At 72.3% G+C, this 13,765-nt stretch carries 15 protein-coding genes and 3 pseudogenes; 8 read left to right on the top strand and 10 right to left on the bottom strand.

The annotated features are described in order from the left end of the window. Nucleotides 1-71 precede the first annotated feature (71 nt). The 6 genes from B1L11_RS17055 to B1L11_RS17030 form a co-directional block, all read right to left on the bottom strand. A complete protein-coding gene (locus B1L11_RS17055; protein ID WP_079315394.1) occupies nucleotides 72-278 on the bottom strand; it encodes a transposase in 207 nt (68 codons plus the stop codon). Then, a complete protein-coding gene (locus tag B1L11_RS17050; RefSeq protein WP_218671174.1) occupies nucleotides 279-899 on the bottom strand; it encodes a shikimate kinase in 621 nt (206 codons plus the stop codon). A 475-nt stretch (nucleotides 900-1,374) separates the two neighbouring features. After that, nucleotides 1,375-1,755 (bottom strand): YccF domain-containing protein, encoded by a 381-nt coding sequence (locus B1L11_RS17045; RefSeq protein ID WP_079315392.1) that lies wholly within the window; start codon nucleotides 1,753-1,755, stop codon nucleotides 1,375-1,377. A gap of 299 nt (nucleotides 1,756-2,054) precedes the next feature. Further along, nucleotides 2,055-2,369, bottom strand: coding sequence for a hypothetical protein (locus B1L11_RS17040; RefSeq protein WP_079315391.1), 315 nt, complete (start codon nucleotides 2,367-2,369; stop codon nucleotides 2,055-2,057). 183 nt (nucleotides 2,370-2,552) lie between these two features. After that, a complete protein-coding gene (locus B1L11_RS17035) occupies nucleotides 2,553-3,197 on the bottom strand; it encodes a hypothetical protein (RefSeq protein ID WP_079315390.1) in 645 nt (214 codons plus the stop codon). Nucleotides 3,198-3,221: 24 nt separating this feature from the next. After that, nucleotides 3,222-4,076: a helix-turn-helix transcriptional regulator gene (locus B1L11_RS17030; RefSeq protein WP_079315389.1), complete on the bottom strand. Its 855-nt coding sequence runs from the start codon at nucleotides 4,074-4,076 to the stop codon at nucleotides 3,222-3,224. Between the two features lie 112 nt (nucleotides 4,077-4,188). Between B1L11_RS17030 and B1L11_RS17025 the strand changes: the two genes are divergently transcribed. Both B1L11_RS17025 and B1L11_RS54900 read left to right on the top strand, forming a co-directional pair. Next, nucleotides 4,189-4,953 carry an SDR family oxidoreductase gene (locus B1L11_RS17025; RefSeq protein WP_079315388.1) on the top strand — a complete coding sequence of 255 codons (765 nt, stop codon included), beginning with the start codon at nucleotides 4,189-4,191 and terminating at the stop codon, nucleotides 4,951-4,953. 145 nt (nucleotides 4,954-5,098) lie between these two features. After that, nucleotides 5,099-5,248: pseudogene (locus tag B1L11_RS54900) on the top strand (AMP-binding protein); the annotation flags it as partial. Between the two features lie 127 nt (nucleotides 5,249-5,375). Here the strand turns inward: B1L11_RS54900 and B1L11_RS54895 are convergent. The 4 genes and pseudogenes from B1L11_RS54895 to B1L11_RS17005 form a co-directional block, all read right to left on the bottom strand. Continuing rightward, on the bottom strand, nucleotides 5,376-5,546 hold the full coding sequence (locus B1L11_RS54895; RefSeq protein WP_372974685.1) for a hypothetical protein: 171 nt from the start codon (nucleotides 5,544-5,546) through the stop codon (nucleotides 5,376-5,378). A 154-nt stretch (nucleotides 5,547-5,700) separates the two neighbouring features. After that, nucleotides 5,701-6,306 (bottom strand): annotated as a pseudogene (locus B1L11_RS51060) (4-hydroxy-2-oxovalerate aldolase); the annotation flags it as partial. Next, nucleotides 6,306-6,900 (bottom strand): annotated as a pseudogene (locus B1L11_RS51055) (acetaldehyde dehydrogenase (acetylating)); the annotation flags it as partial. The pseudogenes B1L11_RS51055 and B1L11_RS51060, both read right to left, overlap by 1 nt. Continuing rightward, nucleotides 6,897-7,469: a 2-keto-4-pentenoate hydratase gene (locus tag B1L11_RS17005; protein WP_256862624.1), complete on the bottom strand. Its 573-nt coding sequence runs from the start codon at nucleotides 7,467-7,469 to the stop codon at nucleotides 6,897-6,899. The gene B1L11_RS17005 and the pseudogene B1L11_RS51055, both read right to left, overlap by 4 nt. 249 nt (nucleotides 7,470-7,718) lie before the next feature. Between B1L11_RS17005 and B1L11_RS17000 the strand changes: the two genes are divergently transcribed. Genes B1L11_RS17000 through B1L11_RS16980 form a run of 6 tightly spaced genes read left to right on the top strand, consistent with a single transcriptional unit; the run spans nucleotide 7,719 to nucleotide 13,744 of the window. Then, on the top strand, nucleotides 7,719-9,224 hold the full coding sequence (locus B1L11_RS17000; protein ID WP_256862623.1) for an ABC transporter substrate-binding protein: 1,506 nt from the start codon (nucleotides 7,719-7,721) through the stop codon (nucleotides 9,222-9,224). Between the two features lie 58 nt (nucleotides 9,225-9,282). After that, on the top strand, nucleotides 9,283-10,374 hold the full coding sequence (locus B1L11_RS16995) for a hypothetical protein (RefSeq protein WP_079315385.1): 1,092 nt from the start codon (nucleotides 9,283-9,285) through the stop codon (nucleotides 10,372-10,374). Further along, the gene (locus B1L11_RS46890) at nucleotides 10,329-10,472 is read left to right on the top strand and encodes a hypothetical protein (protein WP_179155195.1); all 144 of its coding nucleotides are present in this window, start codon (nucleotides 10,329-10,331) and stop codon (nucleotides 10,470-10,472) included. Before B1L11_RS16995 ends, B1L11_RS46890 begins: the two co-directional genes overlap by 46 nt. Nucleotide 10,473: 1 nt before the next feature. Then, on the top strand, nucleotides 10,474-11,406 hold the full coding sequence (locus tag B1L11_RS16990) for an ABC transporter permease (protein ID WP_079315384.1): 933 nt from the start codon (nucleotides 10,474-10,476) through the stop codon (nucleotides 11,404-11,406). Beyond that, nucleotides 11,403-12,209, top strand: coding sequence for an ABC transporter permease (locus tag B1L11_RS16985; protein WP_079315383.1), 807 nt, complete (start codon nucleotides 11,403-11,405; stop codon nucleotides 12,207-12,209). The genes B1L11_RS16990 and B1L11_RS16985 overlap by 4 nt, the downstream gene beginning before the upstream one ends. Then, nucleotides 12,206-13,744: an ABC transporter ATP-binding protein gene (locus tag B1L11_RS16980; RefSeq protein WP_143737326.1), complete on the top strand. Its 1,539-nt coding sequence runs from the start codon at nucleotides 12,206-12,208 to the stop codon at nucleotides 13,742-13,744. The genes B1L11_RS16985 and B1L11_RS16980 overlap by 4 nt, the downstream gene beginning before the upstream one ends. Nucleotides 13,745-13,765 lie beyond the last annotated feature (21 nt).

Below are 13,765 nucleotides of genomic sequence, written 5' to 3'. Positions count from 1 at the left end.
GGCCCCGGTCAGGGAGTAGATCCCCGCCCGGGCCTTGATTGTTTTCGGGGCGCTTTGATCTCCGCGTGTCATTAGCATGCCATTCGGAGCCAGAGCATCAGACAGCCGACGGTGACGCCAGTGAGGTAGCGGCTGACGAGCTTGTCGAAGCGGGTGGCGATGGCCCGCCACTGCTTGAGCTTGCCGAAGCAGCGCTCGACCAGGTTGCGCTGCTTGTAGGCCTCGGCATCGACTGGAAATGCCGATGGGCTTCGGCCGCTGAACCTCGCGTCGACCACCTACGTCTCAAGACCGAACACCGCGGAGACCCGCCGTCCGAGATCTTCCTCGGTGTCCCCGGAAGCCACCCTGAGCCCGTAGAGGCCCAGATTCCGGGTCTGCTTGCTGAGCCGATCGGTGAACAGTGCGTCGCGCTGGAGCAGGTTCTGCAGCGCCCGCTGCGGGTCACCAGTCTTGGCGAGGAATCCCCATGCCGGTCCGCCACGGCTGTCGAACACCGCCTGGCGAAACTGGGGAGTCGGCAGCAGCCACACGGCATGGCGCAATTCGGCGAGCAGGGGTTGGACGAGCTCGGGCAGCAGCCGAAATCCCTCGGCGACCACCGGCAGGTCGGCGGGGAGGGCTAGAAGGTCTTCGACGATCAGCTTGAATCCTTCGCCGTGGAACCAGTGGAAGGTATCGAGCATCTCGCGCGGACTTCTGGCCACCCAGCGTTCGTCCATGTCCATGGCAGCGAACTTGCCCAGGTAAGGAGCTTGTTCCACGGGCATGCAGCGGGCGTGGTCGCGCATGACCGCGTCGGTATCGTACAGACGCATCCCGTACCGATCGGCGATGCGTCGGGCGATGGTGGATTTTCCGGCTCCACTCCCGCCGCCGATCCAGTAGACGTGGCGCAACCGCTCCCTCCAAACCCTGAGAGAAGCACCTTCGTACGGTTCAGAGTGCATTCGTTAGCTCCTATCGACTGCTGCCCGGTGGCGTTGAGGACGAACGCCTGGTGCACAACCGGCCGGCCGTAGCTGGCTGCGGCAGGGGGCCTGATCACCCCGCCCGCCATCGACCCGGGACAAGCCGAGCAGACCAAGGCCGTGCCAGATAGGTGGATCGCGGGGACTCAGTGATCGTCCTATCGGCACCGCACCTCGCGGCCGAGTCGGGCGCGGGACTCAAGGACCTCATAGCCCAGATGGACACGACAACTCCGGGCGGCCATGATCCACCAGCACGCCGTACCCCTACGGGTGTTGAAGCCGCTCCGCCACAGAGGACAGCCGGTGGCGCGGCGTCCTGTACTACACAAGGAACTTCGGCAGGTCGGTCGTTCCCGGGCATGGGACGCGCTCGATCTCCGAGAAGACCCACGCGGGTCACTTATCCGCGGCTTACGGGAACGATGTCCTTGCCCAGCGGCATCAGCGAGATCGGGATCATTTTGAGGTTCGCGATCCCCAGCGGGATGCCGATGATCGAGATGAACAGCGGGATCGCGGTGACGATGTGCCCGATCGCCAACCAGATCCCGGCGACGAGCAGCCAGATGACGTTGCCGAGCACCGACCACGCGCCGGCGGACGGCTTGTCGGCGACGGTCCTGCCGAACGGCCACAGGGCGTAGCCCGCGATCCGGAACGACGCGATGCCGAACGGGATGGTGACGATGAGGACGCAGCAGATGATCCCCGCCACGACGTAGCCTAATGCGAGCCACAGGCCGGCGAAGATCAGCCAGATGACATTAAGGACCGTGTTCATAGTGCTCACTGTCCCACCCGGCCGGCTCAGCAGGTAGTGGACCGTCCTTACACAATCGACAGTTACCGCCTGGCGGTCAAGGGGCACGCGAAGCGCGAAAAACGAACTCGATGCCTCCGGCGGGGGCGCTCCGGCTCCAGGCTGATCGCCCGCGGGTCACTGCCGGCCCGTAGGAGCGAACATCTCCGCGGCGAAGGACTCCAGTTGCTGCCGGACATGAGCGAGGTGCTCGGGGTCAGGCCGGCATCGCACCACTGCACACCGGCACCGACCAGTCGCAAGGCCGACCTGACAAAGCACTACCAGGCGGATCCGCTCCGACGAGCCAGCCGACGCAGGAGGCGCGAGACCAACCATGCCTGGGACCATCCCGCACCCATGAGAAGCATGGTGAGCACGATCGGATTCGTCAGCTCGACCGGCAGCAGGTCCCATGCCTGCCAGATCAACCAGCCGAGGGGGAACGTGAGGTAGATGAGCGCTACCCCAGAAAGCAGAATCGGATCCCGAACCGTCAGCAGGACCACTATCGAGTAGACACCCAGGGCCAGCACAAGGGCGGAATAGGCGAGAGCAAGGCACCCGACAGGACCGACCTTGCGAGGCTTCGGCATTTCGGCTCCGTGCTTTGATCTTGACAAGAGCGCCGAGTGTACCGAGCCGGACGATCCTGGACAGGCGGCTGAGCGGAACGCTGCGCCCACTGCCGATAAAACCCGTTACGGGCGTACGACATCACGGGCCACCCGAAGCGCAGAGCCCTCGATCCGTGTCGGCCAAGAGCTCGTCGCGGTCGCTCACCCGCCGTGGCCGCGCGGCCGGCGCCGCCGTCCCGGTGACGGGCGCAGTCCGCCGATCGCGGCCACGGTGTGGGCGCCCCCGCCCGTGCAGCGCCACACGGCCGCGCCCCGTACCAGTTCTGAGTGCAGGCCGAGGCCGTGGTCCGGGCAGGTGGGCCAGACGCCCCAAATGACCTCCATGACGGCGTCCTGGGTGGCGTCGGCGATCTCGGCGAGCGCCTGCCCGGGATCCTCGCCGGTGCGCGGCCAGATGGGGGGTGAGCCGTGGCAGCCGCGGAACGCCACCCGGGCGCAGCCGCTGTCGTCCCAGTCGGGGACGGTGAGTTCGAGCGAGCCATCGATCCCGAAGGCGCGCAGGTCGGCCCGGACGACGTCCACCGCCGTCTCCAGGGCCGTCCACAGTTCCGGCGCCAGGTCGAAACCCGGCTGGAAATCCAGCGCGGCGAGCAGGGCCCGTCCGAGGCGGGTGACGTCCTCGGCGGTCAGCTCCGCCGCCGGGCGTTCCAGGACCTCCCGTACGGGAGGTCGGCTCAGGCCGCCCTCCTCCATCAGGCAGGCGAGCTCCACCACCGGGCCGGCGGCGAGGTCGCCGTCGCGCAGGCCACGGTAGATCCGGGCGGCCACGCTGTCGTCGGGGTACACGGGAGGAATCATTCCCCACCGCGCTCAGGACGGCGGTGCGTCGGCCGGGAAACGTTCGTGACCCAGTACGGCGAGCAGGCGCAGCTTCTCGTGGGCCTCGGTGTGCGGCGGAGCGGTGAGGACGAGCAGCGCCTGGGACTGGTCCTCGGTGAACAGCACCTGGCAGTCCACCTCGATCGGGCCGAGTTCGGGGTGGACGAGCGTCTTGTGGTCCTCGAAACGCCGCGCGACCTCCTGCCGGTCCCACAGCTCGGCGAACTCGGGGCTAGCCTTCCGCAACGCCCGGACGAGCTCGCCGGCCCGGGACTGCGGACCCATCGTGCCGTAGGCGGCGCGCAGGTTCGCGACCTGAGCGCGGCTCTGCCGGCGGCGGTCGTGCTCCGGGTACCGCAGGCGCGCCGCGGGGTCGGTGAACCATCGGTAGACCTCGCTGCGGGCGAACCCGGTGTAGCCGGAGTGGTCGCCGAGCAGGGCGGCGGCCATCCGGTTCTGCACCAGCGTCTCGCCCAGGTTGGACAGGATGAGCGCCGGGGTGTCGTCGAGGCGGTCGAGAACCCGCAGCAGCGCGGGGGCGACGTGCGTCGCGGTGGACGCCGGCGCCGGGGCGGTGTGCCCGGCCAGCCGGAACAGGTAGTCGCGTTCGTCGGTGGTCAGCCGCAGCGCGCGGGCGAGGGACGCGAGCATCTGCTCGCTGGGCCGGGGGCCGCGCCGTTGTTCCAGCCGCGTGTAGTAGTCGGTGGACATCGCGGCCAGCGACGCCACCTCCTCGCGCCGCAGGCCGGCGGCCCTGCGGCGGGCACCGGGCGGGAGCCCGACGTCCTCGGGCCGCAGCGCCTCACGGCGGTGGCGCAGGAAGTCGGCGAGCGCATCACGGTCCATGCTTTCGAGTATCGGCTCCGTGCGCAGGTCCGGCGGCCCGCCAAGCAGGGATTGCCGATCCCCCGATGAGCGCTCTCTGCCACCGCCGGATCCGCCGTCCCAGACTGGGTCCATGAACATCTCGGGCAACACCGTCTTCACCCCCGGCTCCACCAGCGGCATCGGCCTCGCCCTGGCGCTCGAACTGCAGGCACGGGGCAACACCGTCATCGTCGGCGGCCGGCGGGCCGACCTGCTGGAGCGGATCGCGGCCGAACACCCCGGCATCGGCACCGTACGGATCGACACGACCGACCCGGCGAGCATCGAGTCCGCCGCGAAGCAGGTGCTGGCCGCGCACCCGGACCTCAACGTCCTGGTCACGATGGCCGGCATCATGCGCGTCGAGGACTGGCACCGGCCCGGGTCGTTCCTCGCCTCCGCGGAGGAGACGGTGACGACCAACGTGCTCGGTCCGATCCGGCTGATCGCCGCGTTCGTCGAGCACCTGCAGACCCGGCCGGACGCCACGATCGTCACCGTGTCCTCGGGCCTGGCGTTCACGCCGCTCAAGGTCACGCCCAGCTACAACGCCTCGAAGGCGGCGATCCACATGCTCAGCGAGTCGCTGCGGCTGCAGCTCGCGGACACGTCCGTGAAGGTCGTGGAGCTGGTGCCGCCGGCGGTGCGCACCGCGCTGCTGCCCGGCCAGGAGACCAGCGAGTTCGCGATGCCGCTGGAGGAGTTCGTCGCGGAGGCCGTCGGGCTGCTGGAGTCGCAGCCGGACGCGAAGGAGATCCAGGTCGAACGGGTGAAGTTCCTCCGCTACGGCGAGGTCCGCGGCGACTACGACCAGGTCGTCGCGACGCTCAACGCGGCCGACCCGCACGGAAAGTAACCCCGGCGGAACGGTAAGCGGACCCACCCATTCCGATGCCGGGTGACCGATCCGGAATTCATCGGAAGCGTCGCATCCAACGGGAACCGGTTTCCGGCTGGAGACCGCAGTTGCGCGCCGCGCCTCCCGCCCGTGCAGGTACGTCGTGGCCGATCGGACGTGCCACCGGGCTGCTCCCCGCGGGCCCACAGTTGGGAGGCTCGCGCCGGGCGTGGAGCTGCGCGCCGTGGACCCCTCGGGTCGGGACGTCGAGCCGGGCGAGGTGGGCGAACTGCTGCTGCACGGCCCGGAGATGATGCTCGGGTACGTGCGCGAGGAGCTGAACGCGCACGCGTTCACCCCCGACGGCTGGTTCCGCACCGGGGACCTCGGCTCGCTGGCCGCCGACGGGCAGGTGCGGATCACCGGGCGGCTGAAGGACGTCAGGCCCTGGCCCGGCTCGGCGGCTCCGCCGTGGTCTGAACGCCCCTTGTCCACCCCGGCCCGGGTCCGCGGCCGGACCACCGTTCGAGACGAAAGCCACCGCTTCCGGCGTCTGCGGCGGACGACATGCGGACGGCGATGTCGATGATCATGTCCTCCTGGCCGCCCACGTAGCCGGCCGCCCCGACCTCGCGGAGGATCTCGTGGGCCGCACGCCGTACCGCTCCTCGGCGCGCTCGGCGTGCCGGAGGAACGACGAGTAGACCCGGCGTAGCCCTGGACGATCGCGGTGCGCTCGGCCCACGGCAGCCGTGGGATGAACGGCAGCGCCACCTCCGCCGCCGCGTCGAGCAGCGCGGGCACGTCGAGGCCGGTCCGCACTCCCATCTTCTCGAACACCGCGGCCAGCACCTCGGTCGGCGAGTTGCCCGCGCCCGCGCCGAGCGCGCACAGCGTGCCGTCGATCTGCCGGGCGCCCTCCTGATAGGCGACCAGTGAGTTGGCGACGCCGAGGCACAGGTTCTGGTGCCCGTGCAGCCCGACCTGCGCGTCCCGGCCGAGCTCGGCGACGAGCGCGGCCACCCGTGCCCGCGTGTCGTCGGGCAGCAGCGCGCCCGCGGAGTCGATCACGTACACGCACTGGCAGCCCGCGTCCGCCATGATCCGCGCCTGGCGGGCCAGCGCCTCGGGGGTGGTCATGTGCGCGAGCATCAGGAAGCCGACGGTTTCCATGCCGAGGTCGCGGGCCGCGCCGAAGTGCTGCACCGAGATGTCGGCCTCGGTGCAGTGGGTGGCGATCCGCGCCACGGTCGCGCCCGCGTCGTGAGCACGACGCAGGTCGGCGACCGTGCCGAGGCCGGGCAGCAGCACCGCGATCCGCGCGTCACGGGCCGCCTCCCCGACCACCCGCACCAGCTCGACGTCGTCCACGGCGGAGAAGCCGTAGTTGAACGAGGAGCCATGATCGCCTTGCCCCGTTCCGCACCGCCCACCTCCTCGATGGCGCGGGCGGTGGTCTCGGTGAACTCGTCGATGTTCGCCCGGGTGCCCGGCCCCGCCGAGCGGGAGGCGATCGAGGCGACGATCTCCGCGTACGGCACCGGCGTCACGTCCGCCACCGCGCGCATGATCGGGATCGTGGCCTGCCCGCCACAGGTGATCATGTTGACGTTGGGTGCGTCGAGGTGCTCGGGCAGATTCACGGGTGGGCAGACGAACGGCCCGGCGGCCGCCGGAGTCAGATCGACCGCCTGGATCCCGCCTCGGCATAACGCGGCGCGTTGGCCAGGTGGGCCCGCGCCGAGGTCGCCTCGAACACGATCCGCGGCGGCTCCGGCCGGGACAGCAGCCAGTCCACTCCCTCGGCGCTCGCCTCGACGCCGAGCGCGCGGGCCCGCGCCAGGCCGGCGGAGGCCGGGTCCACGCCGACCATGTACCGCACGTCGATCACGTCGCTGCGCAGCAGCTTGACCAGCAGGTCGGTCCGATGTTGCCCGGCCCGACGATCGCCGCGGTGACCCTCATCGATCCTCCCCGAACGCCGCGGTCACCGACCCCAAACCGGCGAAAGTCGCCTGGACGATGTCGCCGGCGGCCACCGGCACCGCGGCGGTGACCGAGCCCGGCAGGATCGTGTGCCCCGCCTCCAGCGTCACACCGCGTTCGCCGAGCGTGTTGGCCAGCCAGACGAGCGCGTTCAGCGGCGAGCCGAGCACCGCCGCACCCGCTCCGGTGCCGGCGATCTCGCCGTTGCGCCGCAGCACGCATCCGGCCAGCCGGATGTCCAGGCCGGACAGCCGGGCCGGGGTGCCGCCCAGCACCACGCCACCGGAGGACGCGTTGTCGGCGATCGTGTCGATCAATGTGATCCGCCAGTCCCTGACCCGGGAGTCGATGATCTCCAGCGCGGGCAGCACGAAGTCCACGGCCGCCACCGCGTCGGCCGCGGTCACGCCGGGGCCGCGCAGCGGCCGGGAGAGCACGAAGGCGATCTCGGGCTCGATCCTCGGCTGCAGGAAGCGCGACACGTCGATCGGCGCGCCCTCCGGATGGAACATCGTGTCGGTGAGGTGGCCGTAGTCGGGCGCGTCCACCCGAGCTGCCGCCGCATGGCCGCGGACGTCAGGCCGACCTTGTGGCCCTTGACGACCGCGCCGTCCGCGAGCAGGCGGTCGATCTGGCCGAGCTGGATCGCGTACGCGTCGTCGATCGTGAGCCCGGCGAGCCGGTCGGTCGGCGGATCGACCGGTTTGCGGGTCCGGTAACGAAAATCCCGAGGCGATTTCCATACAATGGGAACCGGAATTAGGGGTTTCGGGACGCCGGTTCGCAGACTGGGGCCCGTGCTTCGACTGACCTCTGTGCTCGCGTGCTGCGCCGTGCTGGCCGCGGCCTGCGCGACCGCGAACGCCGAGCGGCCCGCCGGGGGTGCCCTCACCGCGGGGCTGGCCCAGGCGGTGAGCTGCCTCGACCCGCACCAGACCCCGCAGACCCAGAATCTCAACGTGTCGCGTCAGCTCGTGGACTCGCTGACCGACCAGGACCCGCGCACAGGAGAGATCGTGCCGTGGCTCGCGACGTCATGGAAGGTCGACAAGCAGGCCGAGCGGTTCACCTTCACCCTGCGCGACGGCGTGACGTTCAGCGACGGCGCACCGCTGGACGCCGCCGCGGTCGTCGCCAACCTCGACGACATCGCCAAGCTCGGCGCGCGGTCCCCGCTCGGCTCGGGCTACCTCGCCGGGTACGCCGGGGCCTCAGCGCTCGACGCCAAGACCGTCGAGGTGCGGTTCGAGGCGCCGAGCGCGCAGTTTCTCCAGGCCACCTCGATGGTGACGCTCGGCATGCTCTCCCCGGGCACGCTGGGGAAGACCCCCGAGCAGCGCTGCGCGGGCGGGCTCGCCGGCTCCGGGCCGTACGTGCTGGACCGGGTCGCGCTCAACGAGGAGGTGCGGCTGTCCGCCCGCACCGGCTACGCCTGGCCGGGCGCGCCGGCCGCCAACCGAGGCGTCCCGCGCGTGCGCACGCTGACCTTCGCCATCGTCACCGACCCGAGCGCCAGGCACGGCAGCCTTCTGTCCGGGCAGCTCGACGCCGACCTGCAGGTGCTCCAGCAGGACCAGCGGTCCTTCGGCGAGCAAGGTCCCCGGCTGCTGTCCGCCACCCGGCCCGGCATCGTGTACACGCTGCTGCCCAACGAGTCGCGACCCGCGCTGCGCGACCCCTCCGTACGGCGGGCCATCGGCGCCGCCCTCGACCGGTCGCGATTCGCGCCGCTGCTCGCGGCGGGCGAACGCCCGGCGACCGACGTGCTCGCCACCACCACACCCGGCTACAAGGACCGCTCGGCCGGCCTGGCGTACGCGCCCGACGAGGCGGCCCGGCTGCTCGACGCGGCCGGGTGGCGGCGCGGCCCGGACGGCGTGCGCGTCAAGGGGTCGCAGCGGCTGTCCTTCGACCTGGTCTACTCGGCCAACGAACCCTACGGCTCGTTGTATCAGCTCATGGCCCAGCAGCTCGCCGAGGCCGGGATCGAGCTGCGGCCGACGCCGCTCGACGACGCCACCAACAGCGCGCGGCAGGGCTCGGGCGACTACGACTTCGTCGCCTGGGCGGTGACCAGAGGCGATCCCACGGTCCTCGCCAGCGTGTATCCGGTGAAGAGCGCGAACCCGCTGCGGCGCACCGGCCGGACGAGGTGGACAGCACGATCGCCCGCATCGCCACGGTGCTCGATCCCGCCGAGCGCGCCCGCGCCGTCGACGCCGCCGCCGAGGCGATCCTCTCCGGCGGGCACGGCATCCCGCTCTTCGAGCAGGCCTCGTCGATCGGCCTCGCGGGGCGGGTGACAGGGGTCCGCCTCGACGCGTCGGGGCGGCCGATCTTCCAGGACGCGGAGGTACGGGCATGACATGGAACGACTTCGCCGGAGGCCGCCCGGTGGACCCGGCGACCTTCGTCGCCGCCGCGGGCACGCTGCTGGAAGCGGCGGTCGCCGCCGCGGGCGGCGGGGAGGCCACCAGGGCCGACTTCATCGCCGGGCTGGAGGCATGCCTGAGCATGTCCGGCCCCTACGCCACGCTGCGGCTGGACGCCGGGCTCGCCGACCAGGACGTCAGGGGCGAGCTGCGGGACAACGCCATCGCGGTCTCCGAGGTGGTGCTGGACCTGGTGCGGAGCACGCCCGGCACGGGCGCGCCGGGTTTGCTGGACATCCACAGCAACTGCGTGGGGTACGCCTGGATCCCCCCGGTGGTGGAACGGCTCATCGGCGAGCCCGGCCTGCACGCCGCGCGCAACCTGTACAACGAGTGGCTGTGGCAGCTCGTGCTGCTGCGGGACGCCCTCATCCCGTTCACCGACCCGTCGCGGGTGCGGGTGCTCGCCGACGCCGACGGCCTGACCCGGCTCCGGGACGCCCGCGACTGGTTCATCGTCCAGGTGATGACCCGGCGGATCGCGCACGCGGCGATCGTCCGGTTCGCCGCCGAGGCGGTGACGGGCGGGTACGCCGAGGGGGCCTACGGGTTCCAGCACGGGGGCGCGGTGGTCCTGCCGCCGGTCGCCCTCGACGGCGACCTGCTCGGCCCGGCGTATCTCCTGGGCCTGCGCGAGGGGACGCTGGTCGCCGAGGACACGGCGTACTTCGTCCAGGGGCAGGAGGACGGGGAGACCGCGAGCACGCTGTCCGTCCCGGCGCGGGCGATCGGTGACGTGGAGGTGGTCGGCCTGACCGACCGGCTGGTGCCCGGCGCGCCGGCGGCCCCGGCGCCACCCGCACGCTCAGCCTGGTGGTGGGCTTCGACGGCCACGAATGGACGACCGACCTCGGGCGCGCGCTGCGCGGCCACCGCTACGCCACCCGCCCGGCCGCCGCGGAGGCCACGACGGAACCGGGGGATGCGGCCGCCTGGCCGGGCTGCGCGGTGCTCCGGCAGGACGGGGAGGTGGCGGTGCCCGGCGGCGGTGTCATCCCGACCGGGGGTCAGCGCGCGCTGACCCTCGCGCTGCTCGGCAGGCTCCGGCCGGGCAACGTGGTGCTCTACGCCGGCCAGGAGGTCGGCGGGCAACGGATCCTCCTGGACATCCGGGGCTGAGATGACCCGGTTCGTGGCGCGGCGGCTCGCGCAGGCGGCGGCCGTGGTGCTGGCGGCCTACACGCTCACCTTCGCCGCCTTCTACCTCCTTCCCGCCGACCCCGTGCGGATCATGATCGGCCCGGAGAACGGCGTGGACGAGGCGCGGGTGGCCGCGCTGCGCGCCGAGTACGGCCTGGACCGCCCGGCGATCGAGCGTTATCTCGACGGGCTGCTCGGTGCCCTGCACGGCGACTTCGGCACGTCATTTCAGACCGGGCGGGGCGTCGGCTCGACGATCGCCGAGGCGGCGCCACGCACGCTCGCGCTGGCGGGCGGCGCGCTGCTGCTGGCGATCCCGCTCGGCTTCCTGATCGCCTGGTGGGCCGCGCACACCCGGCGGGTGTGGCTGCGCCGTCTGCTCGGCGCGCTGCCCGGCCTGTCGCTGTCCGTCCCGACGTTCTGGCTCGGGCTGGTGCTGTTGCAAACGTTCTCGTTCGGGCTGCCGCTGTTTCCCGCGAGGGCCGAGGACGGGCTCGCCGGTCTGGTGCTGCCGGCTGTGACTCTGGCGGTGCCGTCGTCGGCCTTCGTGGCGCAGGTTCTCCTCGAACGGCTGACCGTGGAGATGCGGCAGCCGTACGTCGACACCGCGCGGGCCAAGGGCGCGTCGCGGGCACGGGCGGTGACGGCGCACGCGCTGCGCAACGCCGCCATGCCCGCGCTGACGATGACCGCGCTGCTGGTCGGCTGGCTGGTGTCCGGGTCGGTCGTGGTGGAGACCGTCTTCGCGCGCAACGGGCTCGGCCGGCTGGTCGAGTCGGCGGTCACGACCCGGGACCTGCCCATGCTGCAGGCCCTGGTCGTGGTGACCACGGCGGTCGTCACGCTGCTCACGCTCGCGGTGGACCTGGCGCACCCTCTGGTGGACCCCCGGTTGCGGGAGCGTGCCGCATGACGTTCGTGAGGCGGCTCGGCGTCGTGCCGTCGGCCCTCGTGCTGCTGGCGGCCACGGCCGCCGCGCTCGCGCCCGCGTTGTTCTCCCCCGCCGACCCGCTGCGCGGCGATCTCACGCAACGGCTGCTGCCTCCGGGTGCCACGCATCCGTTCGGCACGGACGAGCTGGGCAGGGACGTGTTCGCCAGAGTCGTGCACGGATCCGCCCCCTCGCTGCAGGCCGCCGTCATCGCGGTGGGCGTCGCCGTCCTCGCCGGCTCGGTTATCGGGCTGGTGGCCGGAACCGCGCGGGGGCGGTTGGACGGCCTGGTCATGCGCGCGGTGGAGGTGTTGCTCGCCGTGCCGTCGTTCCTGCTGATCCTGGTGGTCGTGGCGGTGCTCGGGCCGGGGACGCGCGAGGTGGCCCTCGCCGTCGGCGTGTCGGCCGCAGCGGTGTTCTCCCGGGTCATGCGCGCCGAGGTCGTCAGGGTCCGCGGGTCGGGGTACGTCGAGGCCGCCGCGGTGTGCGGGACCGGGCGTGCCACCGTGCTGCTGACCCACGTGCTGCCCAACGCCGCGGGGCCGGTCGCCGCGCTGGCGACGCTCGAACTGGGCAACGCCGTCCTCACCGTCGCCGCCGTGAGCTTTCTCGGCTTCGGGGCCCCGCCTCCGGCGCCCGAATGGGGCTCGCTGGTCGCCGCGGGACGTCCCTTTCTCGCCTCGGCCTGGTGGCTGACGACCGTGCCCGGTCTCGTCATCGCCGCGGTGGCGCTCGCGGTCAACCACCTCGGGCACGTCCTGCGTACGCGATCGGAGACGCGATGACACCCCTGCTGGCCGTACGCGGCCTGACCGTCCGCTACGGGCCGCCCGGGCGCGGCCGGCCGGCCGTGGACGGCGCCGACCTGACGGTGGAGGCCGGGGAGATCGTGGCGGTGGTCGGCGAGTCGGGATCGGGCAAGTCCACGCTCGCGCACGCGCTGGCCGGCCTGCTGCCGGACACGGCCAAGGTGACCGGGGGCGTGGTCGCCTTCGGCGGCGAGCGGGTGGACGGCCTGCGGGAGCGGGCGTGGCGGCGGCTGCGCGGACGGCGGATCGCGTTCGTGCCCCAGGACCCGGGAACCGCGCTCAACCCGCTGATGACCGTGCGCGCCCAGCTCGCCGAGGCGCTGCGGCTGACCGGCACCCCCCGGCCGGGCGAGGACGCACTCGAAGAGGCGCTCGGCCGGGTGGGCATCCCCGACCCTGCGGCGGTGCTCGGCCGCTATCCGCACCAGCTCTCCGGCGGTTTCCGGCAGCGCGTGCTGCTGGGCATGGCGCTCGCCGGGCGACCCGCGCTGCTGATCGCCGACGAGCCGACCTCCGCGCTCGACACCCCTGTGCAGAAGACCGTGCTCGACCTCGTCCAGAAGGTCGCGGCCAGGGACGGCACGAGCGTCCTCCTGATCACTCACGACCTCGGCGTCGCCGCGGACCGTGCGGACCGCGTGGCTGTCATGACCGAGGGCCGCGTCGTGGAGGAAGGCCCGGCGGAACAGGTGCTCGGCAGTCCGCAGGCCGCCTACACCCGGCTGCTGCTCCGCTCTGCCCCCCAGCCGCTCACCGGGCCCGCACCGGCCCCGGGAGAGCCGCTGCTCGTGGTCCGCGACCTGCGGAAGGTGTATCCGGGCGGCACAGTCGCCGTCGAGAGCGCCTCGTTCACGCTGGACCGGGCGGGCACGCTCGGGCTGGTCGGCGCGTCGGGATCGGGCAAGTCGACCATCGCCCGCGTCGTCACCGGGCTCGTCGAGCCGACGAGCGGGAGCGTGCTGCTGGACGGTGCACCCGTCAGGGCCGGTCGGGTGCAGTTCGTCGCGCAGAACCCGTACGCGTCACTCGACCCGCTGATGAGCGTGGGCCGCATCGTCGCGGAACCGCTGCGGGCACTGCGCGCGGGCACCCGGGCCGAGCGCCGGGAACGGGTGCGGCGCCTGCTGGAGGACGTCGGCCTGCCCCCCGAGGTCGCCCGGCGGCGGCCCTCGGCGCTGTCCGGCGGGCAGCGCCAGCGCGTCGCCATCGCCAGGGCGCTGGCGCCGTCACCCGACGTGATCGTGCTCGACGAGCCGGTGTCCGCCCTGGACACGGTGACGCAGGCCCAGATCCTCGTGCTGCTGCGCCGCCTTCAGGACAAGCACGGGATGGCCTATCTGCTCATCTCGCACGACCTCGCCGTGGTGGCCGCCGCCGCGGGACGGCTCGCGGTGATGCGGGACGGCAGGATCGTCGAGTCCGGCCCGACCGCCGGCGTGCTCGCCGCCCCCGAGGCGCCGTTCACCCGCGAGCTGCTCGCCGCCATCCCCGGCGGGGGGCGTGGTGGATGACGTCCGCCACCTCGGCCGGGC

Source organism: Microbispora sp. GKU 823, assembly GCF_002027145.1.
GTDB classification, from domain to species: domain Bacteria; phylum Actinomycetota; class Actinomycetes; order Streptosporangiales; family Streptosporangiaceae; genus Microbispora; species Microbispora siamensis.
The sequence above is the reverse complement of the archived record's forward strand: the minus strand, read 5'-3'. Positions and strand labels throughout refer to the sequence as shown.